The organism is Cronobacter muytjensii ATCC 51329 (assembly GCF_001277195.1).
GTDB lineage: Bacteria > Pseudomonadota > Gammaproteobacteria > Enterobacterales > Enterobacteriaceae > Cronobacter > Cronobacter muytjensii.
This window is the reverse complement of record NZ_CP012268.1, coordinates 300949-325294: the sequence shown is the minus strand read 5'-3', so window position 1 is coordinate 325294 and position 24346 is coordinate 300949. Positions and strand designations below refer to the sequence as shown.

At 59.2% G+C, this 24346-nt stretch carries 25 protein-coding genes; 11 read left to right on the top strand and 14 right to left on the bottom strand.

The annotated features are described in order from the left end of the window. Positions 1–104: 104 nt before the first annotated feature. Positions 105–932 (top strand): 2,5-didehydrogluconate reductase DkgA, encoded by an 828-nt coding sequence (gene dkgA / locus AFK63_RS01610; RefSeq protein WP_038867680.1) that lies wholly within the window; start codon positions 105–107, stop codon positions 930–932. Between the two features lie 76 nt (positions 933–1008). Further along, complete coding sequence (locus AFK63_RS01605; protein ID WP_038867678.1) at positions 1009–1518, top strand: DUF3828 domain-containing protein; 510 nt, start codon at positions 1009–1011, stop codon at positions 1516–1518. Positions 1519–1584: 66 nt separating this feature from the next. On the opposite strand, the gene AFK63_RS01600 is transcribed toward AFK63_RS01605, so the two are convergent. Both AFK63_RS01600 and grxB read right to left on the bottom strand, forming a co-directional pair. After that, positions 1585–1887: a putative quinol monooxygenase gene (locus AFK63_RS01600; RefSeq protein WP_038867676.1), complete on the bottom strand. Its 303-nt coding sequence runs from the start codon at positions 1885–1887 to the stop codon at positions 1585–1587. Positions 1888–1941: 54 nt separating this feature from the next. Continuing rightward, positions 1942–2577 carry a glutaredoxin 2 gene (gene grxB / locus AFK63_RS01595; RefSeq protein ID WP_038867674.1) on the bottom strand — a complete coding sequence of 212 codons (636 nt, stop codon included), beginning with the start codon at positions 2575–2577 and terminating at the stop codon, positions 1942–1944. A 192-nt stretch (positions 2578–2769) separates the two neighbouring features. Between grxB and AFK63_RS01590 the strand changes: the two genes are divergently transcribed. The 4 genes from AFK63_RS01590 to treC all read left to right on the top strand — a co-directional run bounded on the left by AFK63_RS01590 (position 2770) and on the right by treC (position 7855). Continuing rightward, positions 2770–3396 carry a TetR/AcrR family transcriptional regulator gene (locus tag AFK63_RS01590; RefSeq protein ID WP_038867672.1) on the top strand — a complete coding sequence of 209 codons (627 nt, stop codon included), beginning with the start codon at positions 2770–2772 and terminating at the stop codon, positions 3394–3396. Between the two features lie 240 nt (positions 3397–3636). After that, positions 3637–4584 carry a trehalose operon repressor TreR gene (gene treR, locus AFK63_RS01580; protein WP_038867666.1) on the top strand — a complete coding sequence of 316 codons (948 nt, stop codon included), beginning with the start codon at positions 3637–3639 and terminating at the stop codon, positions 4582–4584. Between the two features lie 136 nt (positions 4585–4720). Then, positions 4721–6139, top strand: coding sequence for a PTS trehalose transporter subunit IIBC (treB, locus tag AFK63_RS01575; protein WP_038867664.1), 1419 nt, complete (start codon positions 4721–4723; stop codon positions 6137–6139). A 60-nt stretch (positions 6140–6199) separates the two neighbouring features. After that, positions 6200–7855 (top strand): alpha,alpha-phosphotrehalase, encoded by a 1656-nt coding sequence (treC, locus tag AFK63_RS01570; protein ID WP_038867662.1) that lies wholly within the window; start codon positions 6200–6202, stop codon positions 7853–7855. Between the two features lie 24 nt (positions 7856–7879). Here the strand turns inward: treC and AFK63_RS01565 are convergent, their stop codons facing one another. Then, positions 7880–8410 (bottom strand): NAD(P)H-dependent oxidoreductase, encoded by a 531-nt coding sequence (locus AFK63_RS01565; protein ID WP_038867659.1) that lies wholly within the window; start codon positions 8408–8410, stop codon positions 7880–7882. 102 nt (positions 8411–8512) lie between these two features. Between AFK63_RS01565 and AFK63_RS01560 the strand changes: the two genes are divergently transcribed. The 3 genes from AFK63_RS01560 to nrdG all read left to right on the top strand — a co-directional run bounded on the left by AFK63_RS01560 (position 8513) and on the right by nrdG (position 12471). After that, positions 8513–9394: a LysR family transcriptional regulator gene (locus AFK63_RS01560; RefSeq protein WP_038867656.1), complete on the top strand. Its 882-nt coding sequence runs from the start codon at positions 8513–8515 to the stop codon at positions 9392–9394. A gap of 297 nt (positions 9395–9691) precedes the next feature. Then, complete coding sequence (gene nrdD / locus AFK63_RS01555; protein ID WP_038867654.1) at positions 9692–11827, top strand: anaerobic ribonucleoside-triphosphate reductase; 2136 nt, start codon at positions 9692–9694, stop codon at positions 11825–11827. A gap of 179 nt (positions 11828–12006) precedes the next feature. Then, positions 12007–12471 carry an anaerobic ribonucleoside-triphosphate reductase-activating protein gene (nrdG, locus tag AFK63_RS01550; protein ID WP_038867651.1) on the top strand — a complete coding sequence of 155 codons (465 nt, stop codon included), beginning with the start codon at positions 12007–12009 and terminating at the stop codon, positions 12469–12471. A 29-nt stretch (positions 12472–12500) separates the two neighbouring features. Here the strand turns inward: nrdG and AFK63_RS01545 are convergent, their stop codons facing one another. The 11 genes from AFK63_RS01545 to pmbA all read right to left on the bottom strand — a co-directional run bounded on the left by AFK63_RS01545 (position 12501) and on the right by pmbA (position 22115). After that, positions 12501–14411, bottom strand: coding sequence for a BglG family transcription antiterminator (locus tag AFK63_RS01545; protein WP_038867649.1), 1911 nt, complete (start codon positions 14409–14411; stop codon positions 12501–12503). A 111-nt stretch (positions 14412–14522) separates the two neighbouring features. After that, positions 14523–15263, bottom strand: a complete 741-nt coding sequence (dagF, locus tag AFK63_RS01540) for a 2-dehydro-3-deoxy-phosphogluconate aldolase (RefSeq protein WP_038867647.1) — start codon at positions 15261–15263, stop codon at positions 14523–14525. Beyond that, positions 15260–16378, bottom strand: coding sequence for a DgaE family pyridoxal phosphate-dependent ammonia lyase (locus tag AFK63_RS01535; RefSeq protein ID WP_038867645.1), 1119 nt, complete (start codon positions 16376–16378; stop codon positions 15260–15262). Before AFK63_RS01535 ends, dagF begins: the two co-directional genes overlap by 4 nt. Then, the gene (locus AFK63_RS01530; protein ID WP_038867643.1) at positions 16362–17495 is read right to left on the bottom strand and encodes an amidohydrolase/deacetylase family metallohydrolase; all 1134 of its coding nucleotides are present in this window, start codon (positions 17493–17495) and stop codon (positions 16362–16364) included. The genes AFK63_RS01535 and AFK63_RS01530 overlap by 17 nt, the downstream gene beginning before the upstream one ends. A 39-nt stretch (positions 17496–17534) precedes the next feature. Continuing rightward, positions 17535–18179, bottom strand: a complete 645-nt coding sequence (locus AFK63_RS01525) for a DUF4310 family protein (protein WP_038867642.1) — start codon at positions 18177–18179, stop codon at positions 17535–17537. 10 nt (positions 18180–18189) lie between these two features. Further along, positions 18190–18966 carry a DUF4311 domain-containing protein gene (locus AFK63_RS01520; protein ID WP_038867640.1) on the bottom strand — a complete coding sequence of 259 codons (777 nt, stop codon included), beginning with the start codon at positions 18964–18966 and terminating at the stop codon, positions 18190–18192. A gap of 22 nt (positions 18967–18988) precedes the next feature. Further along, positions 18989–19291 (bottom strand): DUF4312 family protein, encoded by a 303-nt coding sequence (locus AFK63_RS01515; RefSeq protein ID WP_038867638.1) that lies wholly within the window; start codon positions 19289–19291, stop codon positions 18989–18991. Positions 19292–19294: 3 nt separating this feature from the next. Next, positions 19295–19657, bottom strand: coding sequence for an SFCGS family glycine-rich protein (locus tag AFK63_RS01510; protein WP_038867636.1), 363 nt, complete (start codon positions 19655–19657; stop codon positions 19295–19297). Between the two features lie 16 nt (positions 19658–19673). Continuing rightward, the gene (locus tag AFK63_RS01505) at positions 19674–20015 is read right to left on the bottom strand and encodes a glycine dehydrogenase (RefSeq protein WP_071603785.1); all 342 of its coding nucleotides are present in this window, start codon (positions 20013–20015) and stop codon (positions 19674–19676) included. Between the two features lie 303 nt (positions 20016–20318). Then, the gene (gene cybC / locus AFK63_RS01500; protein WP_038867632.1) at positions 20319–20705 is read right to left on the bottom strand and encodes a cytochrome b562; all 387 of its coding nucleotides are present in this window, start codon (positions 20703–20705) and stop codon (positions 20319–20321) included. Positions 20706–20762: 57 nt separating this feature from the next. Then, on the bottom strand, positions 20763–22115 hold the full coding sequence (pmbA, locus tag AFK63_RS01495; protein ID WP_038867631.1) for a metalloprotease PmbA: 1353 nt from the start codon (positions 22113–22115) through the stop codon (positions 20763–20765). A gap of 107 nt (positions 22116–22222) precedes the next feature. Between pmbA and yjgA the strand changes: the two genes are divergently transcribed. Both yjgA and AFK63_RS01485 read left to right on the top strand, forming a co-directional pair. Continuing rightward, positions 22223–22774, top strand: coding sequence for a ribosome biogenesis factor YjgA (yjgA, locus tag AFK63_RS01490; protein ID WP_038867629.1), 552 nt, complete (start codon positions 22223–22225; stop codon positions 22772–22774). 324 nt (positions 22775–23098) lie between these two features. Beyond that, on the top strand, positions 23099–24307 hold the full coding sequence (locus AFK63_RS01485; RefSeq protein WP_038867628.1) for an aldose 1-epimerase family protein: 1209 nt from the start codon (positions 23099–23101) through the stop codon (positions 24305–24307). The last annotated feature ends 39 nt before the right edge of the window (positions 24308–24346 follow it).

The window sequence follows — 24346 nt, the reverse complement described above, 5'->3', positions numbered from 1 at the left end:
CTTTTTGCGCGCGACCTTTCGTTTTTGGCTATTTCGACCAGACTTAACTCACCTGACTTGCACCGGGGCAACAGCCCCGGTGTGTTAGCTCGAAAGGAGGAAATATGGCAAATCCAGGCGTAATTAAGCTGCATGACGGCAACCTGATGCCCCAGCTCGGCCTCGGCGTATGGCAAGCGAGTAACGAAGAGGTCGTCACCGCTATCCATAAAGCGCTGGAGGTGGGCTATCGTTCCATCGATACCGCGGCGGCCTATAAAAACGAACAAGGCGTGGGCGACGCGCTGAAAAGCGCGGGCATCGCGCGCGACGAACTGTTTATCACCACCAAACTGTGGAATGACGACCAGAAGCGCCCGCGCGAGGCGCTGGAAGAGAGCCTCGAAAAGCTGCAGCTCGACTATGTGGATCTCTATCTGATGCACTGGCCGGTGCCGGCTATCGACCGCTATGTCGAGGCGTGGAAAGGCATGATCGAACTCCAGCAGGAAGGGCTTATCAAGAGCATCGGCGTGTGTAACTTTAACGTTGAGCATCTGCAACGCATTATGGATGAAACGGGCGTGACGCCGGTTATCAACCAGATTGAACTGCACCCGCTGCTGCAACAGCGCCAGCTCCACGCCTGGAACGCCACGCATAAGATCCAGACGGAATCCTGGAGCCCGCTGGCGCAGGGCGGCGAAGGCGTGTTTGATCAGAAAATCATCCGTGCGCTTGCCGATAAATACAGTAAAACCCCGGCGCAGATTGTCATCCGCTGGCATCTCGACTGCGGGCTGGTGGTCATTCCGAAATCCGTCACGCCGTCGCGTATCGCCGAAAACTTCGACGTCTGGGATTTCCGGCTGGATAAAGACGAGCTGAGTGAAATCGCGAAACTCGACCAGGGCAAACGCCTCGGCCCCGACCCGGATCAGTTCGGCGGTTAATCGCGCCTGTTGGCGGCAAAAAGAAAAAACAGCATACTACGCAAGCCTGTTTACGGACGTTTGAGGACCAGTTCCGATGAAGCACCGCTTAGCGTTAGTTATGCTGTTTTTTTCCGCCAGCGCGCTGGCGCAAGGGGCCGCGCAGACCCCCACGCAATTTCTGAAAGCGCTCTATCAGAGTTACGCCAAAGGCAATGAACCGGTAGATTTCGCAAGCACTGGCGAGCAGCAGATCCTCTCCGACCGCCTGCTGAATCTGGTGGACGAAGACACGCGTCTCGCGGGCGGCGAAGTGGGCTTTCTTGATTACGATCCCATCTGCTATTGCCAGGACTGGGATGATCTGGCGGTAGACAAAATCAATGTCACCAGCAGCGACGCGACCCATGCCAAAGCCACGGTCACCTTCCGCCCGTTCCGCAGCTCGCCGGACGCCACCACGCAAAGCTTCGCGCTTATTAATGAAAAAGGCCGCTGGCGCATCGACGACATCATGAACGGCAACGGCAGCCTGTATCAGTCGCTGCAGGAGAGCAGCCAGCAGCTCCGCGCCGACCGCACCAACAGCGACGCGGTTTCGCCCTGATAGCGATAGCGCGCAATAAAAAAACGGCATGCCCCTGGCACGCCGTTTTTATTTGTTAATGCCGTTTTACTTCGCTTTGCCGCCTGCGAGCTTGTCCAGCAGCATCACGTCTGAGGTTTCGATATATTTCGGCAGCTCAGAGAACAGATGAACGATGTGCGACGACTGCAAATGTTTTTGCAGCAGCTCGCGGCTCTCCCACTCTTCAGTCCAGACGAAACGGCGCGGGTTTTCACTGTCGCGGTTTAGCTGATACACAATGCAGCCCTCTTCCGCGTGCGTTTTCTCAATCACACCGCGAAACAGCTGCTCAAGCGTCTCTTCATTGCCAGGCTTACTGACGAAAACAGCGACTACTGGAACGGTCATGATGTACTCCTGAAGTGATGTTGAATAAACAGGCGGCGCTTACGCCCGTTACGGTTATTTCGCCTGGTCGCTTAACAGCGCCACCTGCGTTTGCGCCGACACGCGCGCGATATACGCCTGCGTCTGCGGGCCAAACGCCGCGCCTTTGACGATGGTGAGCGAGCGCAGCAGCGGGAAGAGTATGAAATCGGTGGTATCGACAGTGTGACGTTCAGCCACCAGCGGCTCAAGCGCCGCGAGCTGCGCGTTCACCTGCTCAAGCAGCGCCGGGGTCTGCGCGCGCAGCGCGGCTAAATCGCCAAACGCGTTCTCTTCACGCGCCGTATAGGCCCGGCGGGCTTCCGGTGTCGCCAGCTCGGCGAAGTCGCCCTCGGTAAAGCGCGGGATAACCAGATCAAAAAGCGGAGTCGAGACTGACTCGCACCACTGTTTGATGGCCTCATCAACCGGCGCATCGGCAACGCGCGGCCCGGCAAGGCCGTCGACATAACGCACGATATCCATGCTCTCCGGCATATATGTGCCGTCATCTTTTTCGAGAATCGGCACCACTTTGCGCCCGACCATGCGGGTCGGCGTTTCGGCGTCGCCTTCCATAATGACCGAGACCTCGAAAGGCAGCTTTTTCAGGCCGAAAATCATCAGGGCGCGGACACAGAACGGGCAGTGCTCGTAGATATGCAGCTTCATGCAATTCTCCATGATGGAAGGCGGCGACGGCAGTGTTTATCGCTCGCAAAAAGTACTACTGATGAGTAACATTACTCGATAGTAACATAACGCACTGGCGTGACAAGGCCAACGAAATCGCCCCTCGCGATACCCTTGCCCCACGCCTTACAGTAAGCTAGCGCCCTTTAGGCCGCATGCAGGAGAGTGGATTTGCAGACAGACGCTGACAACCCGGAACGCCAGAAACCGAAACGGGGCGCCGCTACCCGCCGTCGGCTGTTGAAGCACGCCTGCGCCGAGTTCGCGCGGCTTGGCTATCACAGCACGAAAGTCAGCAATATCGTCAAGGCGAGCGGCCTGAGCCAGCCGACGTTTTATCTCTATTTCGAAAGCAAAGAAGCGGCTTATGAAGAGCTGGTGGGCGAGTTCCGCCAGCGCCTGGAACGGCTCACCGAAACGCTGCTGATCCGCACCCGCGTGGAGGGCGTAGCGCTGGTGAAAAGCGTCCAGCAGAGCATTATCAAGCTGCTGGAATTTCTGGCAGAAGATCCGGCGTTGACTGAAATTGGCTTTTTCCAGCCGCCCGGTTGTACACAGACCAAAGCGGCGCTGGCGAAATGGATAGCCAGCAATATCGCCAAAGAACAGGCTATCGGCGTGTTTCGCCGCGATATCGACGCGCTGCACATGGCCCGCTGCATCGTCGGCATGGTCGATCAGATGGCGCGCGTCCCGGCCGACGACGCGACGCCGCACACGCTGGCCTCAGGTTGCGCGCAACTCTTATGCGAAGGGATCTGGGTGCGCCATCCGCCTCACGAGGCATCAGACGCCTGATCGCGTCTCTTCCCTCGCCCGCCAGACAGACGACGGGCGCACAATTTAGCCGCTGCCCGATTGATAAGCCACCTGCCATCGGCGAAGATAGCCGCCGCTTCGCTTACCCGCATAAAACGACGGTAAATCATCGCCGTTCGCCGGAATCTGCCTGAACCAGATTTTGCCCATTGCGCGCGGCGCGGCGCGCATTACCTTAACGCATAACACCTTTTCGATCGCCAGCCAGAGGAATGGACGATGCAAACCCGTCTCACCATCAAAGATATCGCGCGCTTAAGCGGCGTGGGGAAATCCACGGTCTCGCGCGTGCTCAATAACGAGAGCGGCGTCAGCGAGCGCACCCGCGAAAAGGTGGAGGCAGTGATGCGCCAGCACGGTTTTTCTCCTTCCCGCTCGGCGCGGGCGATGCGCGGGCAGAGCGATAAAGTGGTGGCGATTATGGTCACGCGCCTGGATTCGCTGTCGGAAAACCTGGCGGTGCAGACGATGCTGCCGGCACTCTATGAGCAGGGATATGACCCTATTATGCTGGAGAGCCGCTTTTCGCCAGCGCTGGTGCGGGAGCATTTAGGCGTGCTGAGCCGACGCCATATCGACGGCGTGATTTTATTTAGCTTTACCGGCGTTAACGAGGCGCTGAGCGCCGCCTGGCAGGATTCGCTGGTGCTGATGGCGCGCGACGCGCCGGGCTTCGCGTCGGTCTGTTTCGATGACGAAGGCGCGATACGGCTTCTGATGCAGCGTCTGTATGAAAAAGGCCACCGGCGCATCAGTTTTCTTGGCGTGCCGCACAGCGATATCACCACCGGCAAACGCCGTCACGAAGCCTATCTCGCCTTTTGCGAGCAGTACGGGCTGACGCCCCGCGACACGCTGCCGGGGCTTGCGATGAAACAGGGCTTTGAGCACGCCGCCGAGGTGCTTTGCGACGACACTACCGCGCTGGTTTGCGCCACTGATACCCTGGCCATTGGCGCCAGTAAATACCTCCAGCAGCGCGGCGGCGCGCCGTTGCAGCTCGCGAGCGTCGGTAATACGCCGCTGCTGAAATTCCTCCACCCGGAGACGATCGCTGTCGATCCGGGGTATGGCGAAGCCGGTCGCGCGGCAGCGAAACAGCTTATCGATCAGATTACCCGCCGCGCCGATCCGCGCCAGATAGTGATCCCCGCTCATCTTGACTGACTGTGGCCCGCAGCCACGTTTATTGTGATCGCCCTCCGTTTTCGGGAACGTTCCCTTTCACGTTCGGGCGGTTACTCGCTACTCTGCGCAACAGGCCATCCGAGCCTCGTACCTACCTCTGCGACAGGGCTTCATCATGAGCAAAGTAAACCAACAGGATATCGATAAGCTGATAGAACTGGTGGGCGGCCGTGAGAATATCGCGACCGTCAGCCACTGTATTACCCGCCTGCGCTTTGTACTGAACCAGCCAGCCAAAGCCGATCCGAAAGCCATCGAAGAACTGTCGATGGTCAAGGGCTGTTTCACCAATGCCGGACAGTTCCAGGTGGTGATCGGCACCAACGTCGGCGATTACTATCAGGCGCTGATCGCCACCAGCGGTCACAGCGCCGCCAGTAAAGATCAGGCCAAACTCGCCGCGCGCCAGAACATGAAATGGCACGAGCGGCTCATTTCCCACTTCGCCGAAATCTTTTTCCCCCTGCTGCCCGCGCTGATTAGCGGCGGTCTGGTGCTCGGTTTTCGCAATGTGATAGGCGACGTGCCGATGAGCGGCGGCAAAACGCTGGCGCAGATGTTCCCGGTATTGCAGACGGTGAACGATTTCCTGTGGCTGATTGGCGAGGCTATCTTCTTCTATCTGCCGGTCGGGATCTGCTGGTCGGCGGTGCGCAAAATGGGCGGCACGCCGATCCTTGGGATCGTGCTCGGCATCACGCTGGTCTCCCCGCAACTGATGAACGCCTACCTCCTCGGCCAGCAAACGCCGGAAGTCTGGAATTTCGGGCTCTTTTCCATCGCCAAAGTCGGTTATCAGGCGCAGGTGATCCCTGCGCTGCTTGCTGGCCTCGCGCTCGGCATGATTGAGATACGCTTAAAACGACTGGTGCCGGATTATCTCTATCTGGTGGTCGTGCCGGTCTGCTCGCTGTTGCTCGCCGTGTTTCTGGCGCACGCGTTTATCGGCCCGTTCGGGCGCCTTATCGGCGACGGCGTGGCGTTCGCGGTGCGTCACCTGATGACTGGCAGCTTCGCGCCTGTCGGAGCGGCGCTGTTTGGCTTCCTCTATGCGCCGCTGGTGATAACCGGCGTCCATCAGACCACGCTCGCCATCGATATGCAGATGGTCCAGAGCCTCGGCGGAACGCCGGTATGGCCGCTGATTGCGCTGTCGAATATCGCGCAGGGCTCAGCGGTGATGGGCATTATTATGACCAGCCGCAAACACAACGAGCGTGAAATTTCCGTTCCGGCGGCGATTTCCGCTTACCTTGGCGTCACCGAGCCTGCGATGTATGGCATTAACATGAAATACCGCTTCCCGATGCTGTGCGGCATGGTGGGTTCCTGCATTGCAGGGCTGCTGTGCGGCTTAAGCGGCGTGATGGCGAACGGTATCGGCGTCGGCGGCCTGCCTGCCATTCTCTCCATCCAGACCAGTTACTGGGAGGTGTATGGCATGGCGATGCTGGTGGCGATTATCGTGCCTTTTATCCTCACAACGTTCCTTTATAAGCGTAAATCCCGCCAGGGAACGCTATTAGTCGTCTAACTTTTAGAGTGGTACGGGGAGCGCTGCGGCGCTCCCTTTCAGCAACGGCAGGAATGCGTTATGACTAAAACTCTGCCCTGGTGGCAAAACGGGGTGATTTACCAGATTTACCCAAAGAGCTTTCAGGATACGTCCGGCAATGGCACGGGCGATCTGGCGGGCGTTATCCGGCGTCTTGATTATCTGCGCACGCTCGGCGTCGACGCCATCTGGCTCACCCCGTTTTATCTCTCCCCGCAGGTCGATAACGGCTACGACGTCGCGAACTACACCGCCATCGATCCGGCCTACGGCACGCTGGAGGAGTTCGACACGCTGGTAGCCGAAGCGCACGCCCGCGGCATCCGGCTGATTCTGGATATGGTGTTTAACCATACGTCGACCCAGCACGCCTGGTTTCACGACGCGCTGACCCGCGAAAGCGCGCACCGCGATTTTTACATCTGGCGAGACGGCACGCCGGAAGAGGCGCCGAACAACTGGCGCTCGAAGTTCGGCGGCAGCGCGTGGCGCTGGCACGCGGAGAGCGGCCAGTACTATCTTCACCTGTTTGCGCCCGAGCAGGCGGATCTTAACTGGGAAAATCCGCAGGTGCGCGACGAAGTCAAAAAGGTTTGCGAATTCTGGGCCGATCGCGGCGTGGACGGCCTGCGCCTTGATGTCATCAACCTGATTTCAAAAGACCAGGATTTCCCCTCCGATGACCAGGGCGACGGGCGGCGTTTTTACACCGACGGGCCGCGCATTCATGACTATCTGCAGGAGCTAAGCCGCGACGTCTTTACGCCGCGCGGGCTGATGACCGTGGGCGAAATGTCCTCCACCACGCTCGATAACTGCCAGCGCTACGCCGCGCTGGAGGGCCACGAGCTTTCGATGACCTTTAACTTTCACCACCTGAAAGTGGATTACCCGAACGGGCAGAAGTGGACGCTGGCGCAGCCCGATTTCGTGGCGCTGAAAGCCATCTTCAACCACTGGCAGCAGGGGATGCATAATGTCGCCTGGAATGCGCTGTTCTGGTGTAACCACGACCAGCCGCGTATCGTTTCGCGCTTCGGCGATGAGGGCGAACTGCGCGTCCCGGCGGCAAAAATGCTCGCGATGGTGCTGCATGGCATGCAGGGCACGCCCTATATCTATCAGGGCGAAGAGCTCGGCATGACCAACCCGCACTTCACACGCATCATCGATTACCGGGATGTGGAAAGTCATAACATGTTTGCGGAGCGGCGCGCGCAGGGACAAAGCCCGGAGACGCTGCTGGCGATCCTCGCCAGCAAATCGCGCGACAACAGCCGCACGCCGATGCAGTGGGACGACAGCGAAAATGGCGGCTTTACCACCGGCACGCCGTGGATAGGGTTGTGCGATAACTATCGCGAAATCAACGCCGCGCGCGCGCTCGACGATCCGGATTCCGTTTTTTACGCCTATCAGAAGCTTATCCAGTTGCGTAAGGCCCACCCCATCTTTACCTGGGGCGACTATCAGGATCTGCTGGCGGATCACCCTTACCTCTGGTGTTACCGCCGCGAATGGCAGGGCCAGCAGCTGGTGGTGATGGCTAACCTCAGTCGCGAAACGCACTGGTGTACGCCGGGCGAATTCAGCGGCGAATGGCAGCTGTTAATGAGCAACTACCCGGACGCGGCCTCTAAACCTGCAGAAACGAACCTGCGCCCGTTCGAAGCCGCTATCTGGCTGCAACCCTGAACCTTGCCCGGCACCCGCCGGGCATCAGCTGACCAGCGCGTTCACGCGGCTGAGCCACTGCGCCACGCCCGCGTCGAGATCGGCATCGCTCAGCACATGCGTGCCCTGAATCAGCGCGGGCGTCTGCCAGACCATGCCGGTCATATTGGCCATCGCGTGGAACGGCAGCCAGAACTCCTCTATCGGATACCGGTTGTAGCCCTCTGGCGAATACGCCTGGGCGTTGCCGCCGGTCGACACCATCAGCATAAACGGTTTGCCATGCAGGCGGTCACCGCCGCTGCCATACGCGAAACCGTGCTCCAGCACGTGGTCCTGCCACTCTTTTAAAATCGCGGGCGCGCTGTACCACCAGAACGGGAACAGCATCACCACCGCGTCATGGGCCAGCAGCAGCGCCTGCTCGCGCTTCACGTCGATCCGGAAATCCGGGTATTCGCGCATCAGCTCATGCACGGTCACCTGCGGCAGCGCCTTCAGCGCTTCGATAGCGGCGTGGTTAACGCGTGATTCATCCGGGTAACGGTGCCCGGCCAGCACCAGCACTTTTTTCATTTTTTCTCTCCTCAACGGTGATGTTGAGGTAATGTTGGCACGACGCAGGATTAACCTGTAGCGCGGTTCCGGGCATATCTGTTTCAACCAAAGGTATCAACCATGACGCTGACTTCCGACGTGCATCGCCTGCTGCCAGCTTTTCTGGCCGCGGCGCAGAGCCAGAGTTTTTCCGCCGCCGCGCGCCTGCTGGGCGTGACGCCCGCCGCCGTGAGCAAAAGCGTGCGCCAGCTGGAAGCGCGGCTTGGCCGCGTGCTGTTTCAGCGCAACACCCATTTTGTAGTCCTGACGGAAGAAGGCGCGGCGCTGCGTGACCAGGTGGCGCCGCTGTGGCACGCGTTAAATCAGGCGCTGGAAAAACCCGCCGACGAGCCGCAAGGGCTGGTACGCGTCAGCGTTATCCCCGGTTTTGGTCGCTATCTGCTGATGCCAGCCCTGCCCGCGTTTCAGGCGCGATACCCGCAGGTACGGCTGGATCTGGCGATGGACCCGCGCCGCGTCAATCTCATTGGCGAGCGGATAGACGTGGCGGTCGGCCAGCGCACCGTGCAGGACAGCCGGGTGGTGACGCGCGAGATCCGCCCGATGCGCATGATGCTCGCCGCTTCGCCCGCTTATCTGGCGCGCTTCGGCACGCCGCAGCACCCGCAGGAGCTGCTGCATCATCGCTGCCTCGTTCACCGCAACCCCGGCAACGGCAAGCTGCAAAGCTGGCTTACTGACGAACTGGCGATGGAAGAGCAGCACGCGTTTCTTATCAGCACGTTTCCCGACGTGCTGGTCGACGCGGCGCTGGCGGATATGGGCATCGTCTCGCTCGCTGACTGGTATCTGGCGCCGCCCATCGCAGCAGGCCGCCTGGTGCCGCTCATGGAGCCCTACTGGCCCATGCCGCAGCCGCTGTGGGTGAAGTATCCCAACCACCGCCTGGCCCCACGGGTGCGGGCATTCGTCGACTTTTTAATCGAAAAATTCACGGCGTAAATATTTCGCATCCGTCAGCGCAGATGTTGAGCGCGCTCGCCGCTTTGCTTTGTCCTGCATCAATAAAATCGCAAACTTGTTTGATGCAAATCACTATATATAGACATTAAAATCCACCGCGGCCCAACATCTTGTTATTTCAGGCTACCCTTTCACCAGTCAGGCTTTGTTGAAACCGACACAAAGCTGTGGATAAAACGGGCCGGCTTCGCCGTTACTGAGGGTTTATTCAGAAGATAGCCCACATGCCGCGCGACGGAGTTTCTGTGGATAACCTGTGCTTAATATGGAGTGATCATGACACCGCATGTAGTGAAACGAGACGGGTGTAAAGTACCTTTCAATTCAGCGCGCATTCACGAAGCGATTCTTCGTGCGGCGCAGGCAGCGGGAGTCGATGACGCAGACTATTGCGCCACCGTCGCACAAATCGTCAGCAATCAGATGCAGCATCGTCGTGAAGTGGATATTCATGAGATCCAGACGGCGGTGGAGAATCAGCTGATGGCGGGCAATTACAAGCAGCTGGCGCGCGCCTATATTGAGTATCGCCACGACCGCGATATCGCCCGCGAGAAACAGGGCCGCCTTAACAAAGAGATCCGCGGCCTGGTGGAGCAAACCAACCCGGCGCTCCTGAACGAAAACGCCAATAAAGACAGCAAAGTCATCCCCACCCAGCGTGACCTGCTGGCGGGCATCGTCGCACGTCACTACGCCCGTCAGTATCTGCTGCCGCGCGATGTGGTGCGGGCGCATGAACGCGGCGAAATCCACTATCACGATCTCGACTACTCGCCCTTTTTCCCGATGTTCAACTGCATGCTTATCGACTTAAAAGGCATGCTGACGCAGGGCTTTAAAATGGGCAATGCCGAGATTGAACCGCCGAAATCGATCTCGACCGCGACCGCGGTGACGGCGCAAATCATCGCCCAGGTCGCGAGCCATATCTATGGCGGCACCACCATCAACCGTATCGATGAAGTGCTGGCGCCGTTTGTGACGGCGAGCTACAACAAGCATCGTCAGGTGGCCGAAGAGTGGCAGATTGCGGACGTGGAAGGCTACGCCCGTGCCCGTACCGAAAAAGAGTGTTACGACGCGTTCCAGTCGCTGGAATATGAAGTCAACACGCTGCACACCGCCAACGGCCAGACGCCGTTCGTCACGTTTGGGTTCGGGCTCGGCACCTGTTGGGAATCCCGCCTGATCCAGAGTTCGATTCTGCGCAACCGCATCGCCGGGCTTGGCAAAAACCATAAAACGGCGGTGTTCCCGAAACTGGTGTTCGCCATCCGCGACGGGCTGAATCACAAAGCGGGCGATCCGAATTACGACATCAAACAGCTGGCGCTGGAGTGCGCGAGTAAGCGCATGTACCCGGATATCCTCAATTACGATCAGGTGGTGAAAGTCACCGGCTCGTTCAAAACGCCGATGGGCTGCCGAAGCTTCCTCGGCGTTTATGAAGAAAATGGCGAGCAGATCCACGACGGGCGCAATAATCTCGGGGTTATCAGTCTTAACCTGCCGCGCATCGCGCTGGAAGCGAAAGGCGATGAAGACGCATTCTGGGCGCTGCTGGACCAGCGTCTCACGCTCGCCCGCAAAGCGCTGATGACGCGTATCGCCCGCCTCGAAGGCGTGAAAGCGCGCGTGGCGCCCATTCTGTACATGGAAGGCGCATGCGGCGTGCGGCTTAAACCCGATGACGATATCGCACAGATCTTCAAAAATGGCCGCGCGTCGATTTCACTCGGCTATATCGGTATTCACGAAACCATTAACGCGCTCTGCGGCAATCAACACGTTTATGACAGCGACGCGCTGCGCGCCAAAGGGATAGCCATCGTCGAGCGTCTGCGTCAGGCGGTGGATCAGTGGAAGGACGAAACCGGCTACGGGTTTAGCCTCTACAGCACGCCGAGCGAAAACCTGTGCGATCGCTTCTGCCGCCTCGATACCGCCGAATTCGGCGTGGTGCCGGGCGTAACCGATAAAGGGTATTACACCAACAGCTTCCACCTGGACGTGGAGAAAAAGGTTAACCCGTACGACAAAATCGATTTTGAAGCGCCCTACCCGCCGCTCGCCAGTGGCGGATTCATCTGTTACGGCGAATACCCGAATCTTCAGCATAACCTCAAGGCGCTGGAGGACGTGTGGGATTACAGCTATCACCACGTGCCGTATTACGGCACCAATACGCCGATTGATGAATGTTATGAGTGCGGCTTTACCGGCGAATTCGAATGCACCAGTAAGGGCTTTACCTGCCCGAAATGCGGCAACCACGACGCCACGCGCGTTTCCGTTACCCGCCGCGTATGCGGTTATCTCGGCAGCCCCGACGCCCGCCCTTTCAACGCCGGTAAGCAGGAAGAGGTAAAACGCCGCGTGAAGCACCTCGGCAACGGCCAGATTGGGTAAGTGACCGGGGCGAATGCGCGCAGCCAACGCAGCGATGGCGTCAGTGGAGAAGCGGTTTCGCAAAGCAACTGGCGTCAGAGCAAGGCGGCAAGCAAACGAGTCCCCGGGAGCTGACGCCAGTCAGTGACCGGGGCGAATGCGCGCAGCCAACGCAGCGATGGCACCAGTTGAGAAGCGAAATGAATTATCACCAATACTACCCGGTCGATGTCGTCAACGGCCCCGGCACCCGCTGTACGCTGTTTGTCGCAGGCTGCGTCCACGAATGCCCGGGCTGCTATAACAAAAGTACCTGGCGGCTTAATTCCGGCGTGCCGTTCACCGACGACATGGAAAACCGCATCATCAGCGACCTTAACGACACCCGCGTCAGACGCCAGGGGCTGTCGCTCTCAGGCGGCGATCCGCTGCACCCGCAAAACGTGCCGACTATCCTGCGGCTGGTACGGCGGGTACGGGCCGAATGCCCCGGCAAAGATATCTGGGTCTGGACGGGGTATAAAATCGATGAGCTTAACGACGCCCAGCGCGAGGTGGTGGCGCTCATTAATGTGCTGGTCGATGGTAAATTTGTGCAGGATCTCAAAGATCCTGCGCTTATCTGGCGCGGCAGCAGCAATCAGGTTGTCCACCGGCTGCGCTGATCGCAGCGGCTCCCCCCGCAGGAGAGCGACTAAAACCGGCTCAGACACGCCATCGCCACCTCGTGGAAACTGGCGAAATCGCGACACGTTTGCAGCCGTTCTGCCGCGCGTTCCCGCAAAAACGTCACGAACAGATCGTAAATCGTCATCGCCTCTTCATATTCGCGCTTGCTGATGGCGAGCAGAAAAATCACATGCGCGGTTTCTTCGCCCCACGCTATCCCCTGCGGCGCCAGCACGGTATAAACCACGGTTTTGCACGCCATCAGCCCCAGGGAGTGCGGCAGGGCTATCCCGTCGCCAAGCAGCGTACTGACGATAGCCTCGCGCTCCACCACCGAAGGCAGGAAATCGGCACCGACATAGCCCTCCTGCTCCAGCTCTGCGCACAGCTGCGTAAAGAGCTCCTGCTGGGTCAGCGGCCCGTCCACCACGCGAAAATGCCGGGCGTCGAAATATTTCTCCAGCATCCAGGGCCGGGTCCGATCCACCAGCACCAGCTTACCTATCTGCTCAAGCTGGAAATCGGTGGGAAACGGCGACATTACCACCACCGGCTTATCTTTTTCCGCCACCCGCGCGGTGGAAATCACAAAATCCTCGGCGATGGCGGCGCGCTGTTCGTAGTCGCGCAGCGTGGCGATTTCACTCACCTCCAGCTGCGGATATCTGCGCAGCAACATCGACTGGATCATACGCACCGTGGAGTTCCCCGTGTCGCAGACCAGCAGCACGCGCGGATTGCGCTGATAGCCCACGTTATAGTGGCGCTCCAGCCCGACGCCGATATGCAGCACCAGAAACCCCACCTCGTTTTCGCTGATGGTATAGGGCGTATATTTGCCCCAGCCGGAGACCGCCGCGAGCGTCATATCCCAGGCCATCGGATAGTGCTGTTTTATATTGCCGAGCAGCGGGTTAGGAATATTTATCTGGTAGCGCACGCGGGTGATCATGGTGCGGATATGGGTCAGCAGGTCGGCGCGCAGTTGCTCATCGGTCAGCAGGTTGTAGTTATAATGCGTGTTGATATAGCGCAGGATGTAGCTCGCCAGCGCTTCGGCATCATCGGCGCTGATGGCGCTGGGCTCCAGCTCCTGCACCTGACGCGCGGCGATATGTACCCGCAGCCAGTTTTCTTCGGCGTCCGATAGCGGTTTGCCGCACAGCGCCTGCAGCAGAGCCGCAATATCGCGCGCCGCCTCGCGCACATTGTCGTCCACATCGTCGGCGACGAATTCAGGCAGCGGGTAGCCCTCGCTGATGCGCCGCACCGCCACGGCGCAGTAAAGCTGAATAAACTGCTCGCCCTCGTCGGTAAAGCGCAGTCGCGCGCGTGCGAAAATCGCCGGCAGCCCGCCGCCGAGGCGCTCCTGCACGCCGGCGTTCAGCGCCTCTTCGGTAATCAGCGGGTTGGCGCTGTCCTGTTGGGCAAGTTGCCAGAGCAGGTCAGTCAGGCAGGCGCGCAGCGCCATCTCGCTGCCAAAAAGCTTCATGCCGTGGCGCGGGCGGGTCTCCAGCGTCAGGTTATAGCGGGTGAACAGCTCGCGCACTTCGGCCATATCGCTTTGCAGCGTGGCGCGGCTTACAAACCACTCGTCGGCAAGATCCTCAAGCTTCAGGGAAAACGCGGCCGTCAGAAAGCGCACCGCCAGGTAATTAACGCGCTCCGGCGCGGTACGCGGAATGCGCAGCGCCTTCGGACGGCTCGCCTGCAATGCCTGATAACGCCCCGGGTCGTCCACGTTGAGCTGATAGCCGCTGCCGCGATTAAGCACCAGCTGGACGCCGTGCTGGCGCAGTAACGCATTGAGCGCGCTGATGTCGGCGCGCACGGTGCGCGTGGTGACGTTTAACCGGCGCGCCAGCTCATCCTGCGGCAGCGCTTCGTTTTGCAGCAGATCAAACAGCCGGGACAGACGTTGACTCGGGAATCGCACACCGGTTTCCTCTCGTTAAACGGGCGCGCCATCGCGCCCGCGAATGGCATCAGGCAGGGCTTATATTTATCACGGTGATAAATATATTCTCCAGCCCTGACGTAAAACGGCTTAGCCTACCTGCTCGCGCGTCATCGCCAGCAGACGTCGCACATCCTGCGGGCGCGTGTCGCCGCTGGCGCTGTCGATTATCGAACTGTAAATATGCGGGATCACTTTGCTCACCCCCGCCTCCAGCGCAATGCGCAGGATCTCCGTAAAGTTATCCAGATCGATGCCGCCGGTCGGCTCCAGCCAGAAGTCGTGACGCGCGCACGCCTGCGCCACCGCCTGATACTCCTCGCGGCAGGCGAGCCCGCCCATGGGGAAATATTTAATCGAGCTGCCGCCCATATCCTTCAGCAGGGCGATAGCGGTTTCTACCGGCACGATGCCGCCGGGCGCGGCGCTGCTCAACGGGCCGGTGGAGATTTTCACCTGTCCTGGCGTGCCGGTCGGCGACACCAGCCCGTTGACGACGGTCTCGTTTTGCCCCAGCAGCGCGCGGCTCGCGCCCACGCCGGTAAACACCTGATTCACATGCTGCGGCTGTAACTCGCGCGCGATGGCGCTGACCATCGCCGACTGGTTCGGATCGCCTGCGCCAAGCCCTACCGACAGCGCGTTATCAATGCGTGCCGCGTAGTCGCGCATGTCGGCGACGGCGCTCGCCACGTCCGGGTAGTTTTTAGAGAGCACGCCCACCAGCACATGCCCTTCGGCGGCTTCATACACCGCGCTGGCGTTTTCTTTGGAACCCGCCAGCACGTTCAGGCAGACGCGGTCCCGGTAAAAATTCGGTGTCAGTTTCATGCGTCAGCCTCCTGATTCAGCTCGTCGCGGATACGGCGGAAAACAATATCCAGTTGCGCGGCGCTGACGCTGCGCACGTCGGCTTCGATGATGCCTTCGTTGGCCTTGTAGCCGCGAAAATAGATAGCGTATTCGCCCTGCCGGAGCGCGTTAACCAGTTCGCCGGTCGGTACGCCGGTCACGGCTTCGTCGAATTTGATTTCGCTGCGGGCGATGTCGCGTCCGGCGCTGTCCCACACCACACGCGCCGTCACGCCGTTAAGCGTGTTGAGCTGTTCGATAAACGGCGTCATCTTAGCGACCATCTCCGCCCCGCTCTCTTTTGGCGCGCTGAGGTAGTGTTCAATGGCGCAGGTCAGGCCGAGAATGCCCTCTTTACCGACTTTCATCGCGCGCCCGATGCCGTTCGCCTGACGTTTCACCCATTCGACATGCCGGGTTTTACCGATGACCAGCCCGCTGCCCGGCCCTTCGATGGCTTTCGCGCCGCTGTAAATCACCAGATCGGCGCCGGCGCGGTAGTAGCACTGCAAATCTTCTTCCGCGGCGGCATCGACAATAAGCGGCAGCCCATGCGCGCGCGCCACCCCGGCGGCCTGCGCCACGCTCAGCATGCTTTTCTGCACGCAGTGGTGGGATTTCACATACAGGATCGCCGCCGTGCGCGGCGTGATCGCGGCAGCCAGCTGTTGCGCCGAGCATTCATTGGCGTAGCCCGCCTCGACCAGCTTTCCGCCGCCCAGCGCCACCATCGTGCCGACCGGCGCGCCGTAATTCACGTTGTGGCCTTTCGGCAGCACGATTTCGTTTTGCTCAATCGCCGTGGTATGCAGATTTTCCAGCAGCCAGTCGCTCTCTTTTACCAGCACCGCCGCCACCGACTGGGCAAGCCCCGCCGACGCGCAGGAGACGATCGTCGCCGCCTCCACCTCCAGCAGCCTTGCGATGTAAGCGCCGGTTTTATTCACCAGATCTTTCATCTCGAAATAGTGATTAAGCCCTTCGGACATGGCTTCGACCACGGCCTGGCGCGGCGTGGAGACGCCTAATACCGTCATGCGTCCTGAAGCGTTAATCACCTGTTTTAAATCATATTTTTCATACACTGAAGGCATTTTCCGCGCTCCCTTGTTCGGTCATGTGCCAGACGCCCGCGCGCACGGCGGCAAGCGGCACCAGTCGCCGCTCGCCATGCAGGTTATGGTCGTCGGCGTCGGTAAACCGCACCGGCTGGCGGCGCAGGTCGAAAATAGTCAGATCGGCGTCCGCGCCTGGCGTCAGACGGCCTTTATGTTCAAGGCGTAGCGCCTGCGCGGCATGCAGCGTCACGCAGTCAATCACCTGCGGCAGCGACAGGCCGATGGCGAGAAACTTCGACATCACATGGGCAAGGCTTTTCACCGGGCCGTTGATGCGGTTGCGGCAGTAAATGTCCGAGCTGATAGTGTGCGGCACAATGCCCTGCGCGATAGCCAGACGCGCCACGTCAAAGCTAAAGCTGGCGCTGCCGTGGCCTACGTCCAGCCGCACGCCGCGCCGCAGCGCGTCACTGATGCTGGCGCGAAGCGCGCCCTGCGGCGTCAGAATGCGGTTCGGCTTGCCGTTATAACAGTGGGTGATGATGTCGCCGTCGCACAGCCGCGCGGCAATGTCATCGAGCGGCGGCGGGCCGTTGCCGATATGCACCATCAGCGGCAGATTGCCGTTCTCCTGCTGAATGGCTTTGGCGCGCTCAAGCGGCGCGATACCGTTATCGCCGATCACGCTGCTGCTCATGCGCGCCTTCAGGCCGACAATAAAGCCGGGGTGGCGGGCAATCGCGTCACGCGCGGCGGCGGCATCGATATTCGCCATATCCGCCAGCTCGTTCTGGGCGATAAGCCCGACCTTCGAAATATTGAGCAGCGCCAGCACGTCGGTCACGACGCCGCGCGTCAGCGCGTAAAAATCGTCGATATCGTTCGCGCCGGTACTGCCCGCATCCACAACCGTGGTGACGCCCGTCGCGATGCCGACCGCGTCCGGCTCGTCGTGATAAATCGGCGATTTCGGGTAGCAGTGAACGTGCAGGTCTATCCAGCCTGGGCTGACGTAATGCTCGCCGTTGAGGTCGCGCGTTTCGCGCGCCGCGCCGGACACCTCGCCGAGCGCCGCGATGACGCCGTCTTTCATGGCGATATCCGCCAGCGTGTCATCCACCAGCCGCGCCTGACGCAGGATCAGATCAAACATAGGCACTCCTTAAGGGCGGGCGCCGTAGCGCCCGCGCGGTTAACCGATCGCCACCGGGAACAGCGAGCCCAGGATCATCGCGCCGAGAATAGCGCCGCCGGTGATGGGCTTCTGCCAGAGGTAGAACAGCAGCGCGCCGACGAGCGAGCCGATGCCGACAGGAATCGAGGCCGCCATCGCGCTCAGGATAATCAGCGGCCCGAGGAAGCGTCCGGAGGCGTTGCCCGCGCCCATCATCACGTCCGCCCCGTAGGTGGAGTCGCTCTGGTTGATGGTGAATTTGCGCGCCAGAATGATGACGTAGCCGATAGCGAGACCTATCAGCAGCCCGGTCACCAGCGAGGCGGCGAAGTTCGCCACCGGAAAGACAACCCCCGCGCCCAGCAGCAGCGCCGGGACGCCAAGCCCCACGCCGGTCTGGATGGCGCCGCCGATATCCAGGATCCCCACCAGCGAACCTTCGATAATGCGCGCAAAGAGAAAACTCGCGCCGAACGCCGCCACTGCGCCGTAAACTCCTGTATCGATCCCGGCTTTGAGCATCGCCACGAACGCCACTTCGTTAAACGCGCCGATGCCGTAGAGGTAATACATGTGCGTCCCGGCGAACACGCCGGAGGAGAGCAGGCCGACGAAGATCGGGAATGACCAGTCGGCGTACCAGAAACCTTTATTCTCTTCCATCACGCGCTCCTTATTTGCCGCTCAGGGAGTTGTGGATAAGACTGAGCCAGTCCGGCACGGTCAGATGGAAAGATTCGATCATTTTCATATCGAAGCCGCGGAAGAAGGCGCTCAGCACGAACAGCAACACGATGGCGACCATCATCACTTTAGTGACGCGGTTCCAGCCGCTCTCTTCGATGCCTTTGCCGATAAGAATGCCGAGCACCAGGCCCGGTACGGCGTTGCCCATAATCAACTGCGCCGCGCCGCCGAAAACGGTGGCCCAGAAGCCCGATTTTTTACCGGCGTCGATAGCGGCCAGCCAGAAAATCACCGGCATGACGGTATTCACCAGCAGGTTGGCGGCAGGCACCAGTACTTTGACGGCGGTGACCTGTAAGGCTTCCGGCACGGCGGAGGCCGTGGTGTTGAGGAAGGTGACGACCGCCATGCCGATAAGTCCGCAGGCGATAGCCATTTTTTTCGGATTGTGCAGGGTTTCGCCGAGGTTGCGGTTTTTCACCATCAGCGCCGCCGCGCCCCAGTTGGGGATAATGCGGTGGTCGACATCCTGCGTGAACGAGCCCGCCGCGACGGACGAGGCCCAGGCGTTAAAGAAGAACCCTAACCCAAAGGAGAAGTGCGAGGCCGGATCGCCTTCGCAGGAGTTTAACTCGCCTAATGTACGAAAGGCGCCCATCCCCTGCGTGGTGGGCGCATGAAACATGCGTGCGGCCCCGGCGCCCACGCCAACGCCGACCAGGCCGCCGATGATGAGCGATTTTATTAATATTATCAGGAACATTCGTCTGCCCTTATAGTAACAATCAGCTGTGTTGCGTGACGAAATCCACCTTGTCGAGATTGATGGCGGTCACGTTGACGGTAACGTCCAGCTCCACGCTGAAAGCCCGTCTTTCCCGGCGCAAAAAGAAAAACAGAAACGCTTCTTTGCGCACCGTTTCCCGCGCATGAACAACCTGCACCTCCTGTGGCTCAATGCGCAGTAAGATATGCGGCGAGGCTTTCATCACCGCCGCCTGAACCTGATTCAGGGCATCGGCAAACGCGCGCGCTTTGGCCTCGCCTTTGCCTTTTACCCTCACCGTGGTGGTGAACTGTTCTTTCATGCGTTATGCGCCATATTTCTTTTTCCAGGCGTCCACCAGCCGCTCGCCCAGCTCTTCTTTGTCCATAAAGCCAAAGCCCAGCACGTTGCAGCCTTCATTAATCGCAGTGACGCCCTCTTCCACGGAACGCATGCCATATTTCGCTTTGTAGCCATGTTTGGTCTGGGCGGTGATGGCACCTGCGCCGCCGCTGCCGCAAAACGAAATGCCGAACGTCGCGCCTTCGGTTTTCATCACGTCGCCAAGCTTCATGTCTGCCGCCACGCCAGGCACCACAACGGCGCGCCCGCCCGCTTTTTCCACACCCGCCGCCACCTTCTGGCCTTTGCCCAGACGATCGCCAATCACTACCGTAATCTGTTCCATGGTTCGCTCCTGAAGGTTAAAGATTTTCTTTCGCTACCTCGAAGTGCACCGACAAAAGCCAGGCCTCTTCGTCAGGCAAATTGCCGAACTGCGCCACGACTTCCCGCGCCAGCGCCATCGCGTCGGGCGAGATCTCCTCAAAAAGACTCTCCTCGACCTCCGGCAGCGGTTCGCCCGTTACCGAGCGGTGCGCCATGGCCCGCACGTGCGAGTTGAGCATCTGCCGCTGCACGGCGTTGGGCATTATCTGGTGGCGCTCAAGGAGCGCGTAAACTTCATCCAGCATCCGCCCGGCAAGCGTCGCGGTCTCTTCCGCGTGTTGACATCCGGCGTTGTTCATTACCGCTCCGTTATTCACTCTGCATACCTGGTTGATTGCGCTGAAGTCACAGTAACGGCGGGTGTTAAAGGTTTGTAGCGAGTTGTTTTCCACTTCGAAGTGGAAAGGAGAACGGCGGCAGTGATCTGTTCCACATAAAAGCTGTGAATAGATATAAACCACTAAATAAATGTGATGAATATCACTGGCGGTCACGCCGGGAGAAAGGAAAAGAAAATATCGGGCTTGCGACGTCGCGCGCGAAAAACAGCAGTGAATAAGCGTTGCTTATGGCCGTTGAGACGTCGGGAGCGCGGCGGAACACCGCCGCGCAGAAAGGGCTTAGCGGAACTTTTTGTGGTAGGTGTTGCGGGTGGTTTTGAATGCTTCGGCGCTGGCCTGCGCCTCTTTGATTTTGCCTTCATCGACAAGCTTCAGCGCGCCGTCAATCTGGCCCACCAGCGTGTCGAGACCGTGACGGAAATCTTTCATTTCCGGGCTGTCCGCCGGTTTATCTTCGAGCTTCGGCGGGGTTTCTTTTTTGGCATCCAGCGCCGCCTCGCGCATTTTCGTCAGCGCGGTTTTCATCTCCGCCGCGTCGCTGGTTTTCTGTACGACTTTCAGGTTTTCATTCAGGGTGTCCATGTTGTCTTCCAGATCCGCCCACGCCACGGCGCTGGTGAACAACAGAGAGGAGACCGCTAACATCGCTAACGCTTGCTTACGCATTGACTCACCTTTTTATTGTTATGACGAAAAAAAGGCGCCTCGCCGGGCGCCCTTGCCTTACTCACCGGCGATTTTCATCTCCGGCAGTAATACTGAACCACACTGAATATTGCTGCGTGTTTCAATATCGTCACCAATGGTAACCATATTGCGCCACATCTCTTTAAGATTGCCGGCGATAGTGATTTCGCTCACCGGATACTGGATTTCGCCGTTCTCCACCCAGAAGCCCGCCGCGCCGCGCGAATAATCGCCGGTGATGCCGCTGACGCCCTGGCCCATCAGTTCGGTCACGACAAGACCGGTGCCCATCTCTTTCAGCAGTTGCTCAAAGCTCAGGCCGCGCCCTTTGATGCGCCAGTTATGGATGCCGCCCGCATGCCCGGTGCTTTTCAGGCCCAGCTTGCGCGCGGAGTAGTTAGTGAGCAGCCACTGCTGCAGCACGCCGTCTTTAATGATGTCGCGACGCGACGTCGCCACGCCTTCGCTGTCAAACGGCGTAGAGGCGAGCCCTTTACGCAGGTGCGGATGCTCTTCAATAGTGAGCCAGTCCGGCAGGATCTGCTTGCCGAGCGCGTCGAGCAGGAACGTGGATTTGCGATAGACCGCGCCGCCGCTGATAGCCCCGACCAGATGGCCAAACAGCCCGGTCGCCACTTCGCGGCCAAAAATCACGGGCGCTTTCATGGTTGGCAGTTTGCGCGGCGAAAGGCGCGACAGGGTGCGGCGGGCGCACTCTTCACCGACCCACTCCGGCGATTCCAGGTCTTTCAGCGCGCGGCCAATGGTGTAGGCGTAGTCGCGTTCCATATCGCCGTTCTCTTCGGCGATAACACAGCTTGAAAGCGAATGGCGCGTCGAGCTGTAGCTTTGCAGCATGCCATGACTGTTGCCAAAGACTTTGATGCCGTAATGGCTGTTAAAGCTGCCGCCTTCGGTGTTGGCGATGCGTTTATCCGCCTTTAAGGACGCCTGTTCGGCGCGCGCGGCGTATTCGATAGCCTGTTCCGGCTCGATTTCGGCCGGGTGGAAGAGGTCGAGATCCGGCGCGTCAAAGGCCAGCAGATCTTTTTCCGCCACGCCCGCGCACGGGTCCGGCGAGGTATAACGGGCGATATCCAGCGCCGCCTGTACGGTGCGGGCGATAGCGTCCGGGCTTAAATCGGTCGACGAGGCGCTGCCTTTACGGTTCTGATGATAAACCGTGATGCCAAGCGCGCCGTCGCTGTTGAACTCCACATTCTCCACCTCACCGTAGCGGGTGCTGACGCTGATGCCGGTCGTTTTGCTGACCGCCACTTCCGCGCCGTCCGACTTGCCGGACGCCAGCTCCAGCGCCTGAGAAACCGCCTGTTCCAGCGCTTTGCGCTGCGCTTCAACTTGTGTGATTACTTTCATCGCGAGTGCCATAATGTAAGGTGAAACTTCAAAGCCACATTTTGTGAGTCTAACAGAGAACCATTTCGCAGTGCGCGCCTTAACTGGTAGTATTAGCCTCTTTTTTTGAGGAGCCTGAGATGACAAAGCAGCCCGATGACTGGCTCGATGAAGTGCCCGATAACGAAAACGACGACGATGATGATGAGATTATCTGGGTCAGCAAAAGTGAAATTAAACGCGACGCCGAAGAGCTGAAGCGCCTTGGCGCTGAACTGGTCGATCTCGGTAAAAACGCGCTGGATAAAATTCCGCTGGATGACGATCTGCGCGCGGCCATTGAACTGGCGCAGCGTATTAAGAAAGAAGGCCGCCGCCGCCAGATGCAGCTTATCGGCAAAATGTTGCGTCAGCGTGACGACGAGCCGATCCGTCAGGCGCTGGATAAGCTGAAAAACCGTCACAATCAGCAGGTGGCGCTGTTTCATAAGCTGGAGCAATTGCGCGATCGTCTGATTGAAGAAGGCGACGACGCGGTGCCGGATGTGCTGAACCTGTGGCCGCGGGCGGATCGCCAGCAGCTGCGTTCGCTCATCCGCAACGCCAAAAAAGAGAAAGAAGGCAATAAACCGCCGAAATCCTCACGTCTGATCTTCCAGTATCTGCGCGAACTGGCGGAAGGCGAGCAGTAATTCCCCGCGGCTCAGGCGCTGCCTGAGCTGTTTTTCTGTTTTCCATTTCTTTTATTGATGCTTTACCGCAGCGTCAGCGGCGATTTTACACACCGTCATTTTATCGACACGCATTAGCTGAATCGTTAAAGCTAAAATTGCATCCCTTCACATTTTCAAACACGAAATTCAATACATTTTCGCAGTAAACGCCACACCAATCACAGTTAACCGTGTAAAAAACAGCTTTTTTTGGACAGCTGAAAACGATCACGTTTTCTTTTCAACCGATACGCCAGGCTGCATGAGCAAAACAAAAATCGATTCAGCTAAAAGGACGAAAAGATGAACAAAATCGTATGGCTTACCCCGCTTGCCCTGCTGATTTGCGCCCAGGCGAGCGCGCAAACCTGGGTGCTGACCGATGCTGAACAGGGCGTCGAGAAAGGAAACTGGCAAATCAGCAGTCAAAAGCTGAAGTTACAGGGCGCGCCGTTCAGCATTGAGCAGAAAGTGCTGCACGGCGGCAAACAGGAAGGCAGCAAAATCATCACTATTACCAGCAAAGACGGTCTGACTATTGTCTTAAGCCCGACGCGCGGCATGAACCTGCTGCGCGCCGACGGGTTTGGCGTGCGCATGGGCTGGGATTCGCCGGTAAAAGAGGTGGTGAACCCGGCGTTTATTAATCTGGAAAGCCGCAACGGGCTCGGCTGGCTGGAAGGCTTCAACGAGATGATGGTGCGCTGCGGCTATGAATGGACCGGCCATCCGACCACTGCTGACGGTCAGCTGTACACGCTGCACGGCAAAGCGGGCAACACGCCCGCCTCGCGTGTGGAAGTGGAAGTGAGCGAGAAAGCGCCGTATGAAATCAAAGTGCGCGGGCTGCTCAAAGAGAGCACGTTCAAGAAAGCCGATTTGCAGACGCTGACCGAACTGCGCTACGTGCCGGGCAGCAACAGCTTCAGCCTGAACGATGTGCTGACTAACCACGCGGATTACCCGCACGACTACCAGATAATCTATCACAGCAACTTCGGCCAGCCGATTCTGGAAGAGGGCTCGCGCTTTATCGCCCCGGTGGAAAAAGTCAGCCCGTTTAATGACTACGCCAAAGGCGGCCTGAACGGCTGGAACACCTATAGCGGGCCGACCAAAGGCTTTGACGAAATGGTGTTTAACCTGACGCCGCTCGGCGACGCCAGCCAGCAGACCGTCGCCGCCGTGGTGAACAAAGCGGGCGATAAAGGGGCGGCGATGAGCTTTAACCTGAAACAGCTGCCGGTGCTGACGCTGTGGAAAAACACCGACACGCTGAAACAGGGCTATGTCACAGGCATTGAGCCCGGCACCAGCTACGCCTACCCGGTGACGATTGAGCGCGAGCAGAAACGCGTGAAACAGCTTGCCCCTGGCGAGAGCACGCGCTTTGAGCTGACCTATACGCTGCTGCATAACGCGCAGCAGGTGTCGGAAGTGGAAAAACGCGTGGCCGAGATTCAGGGGGATAAAAAGCCCCTCCAGGAAGAGACGCCGATCGCCAAAGAGTGATCGTTGCCTGTAAAAAAGCCTCCGCATGCGGAGGCTTTT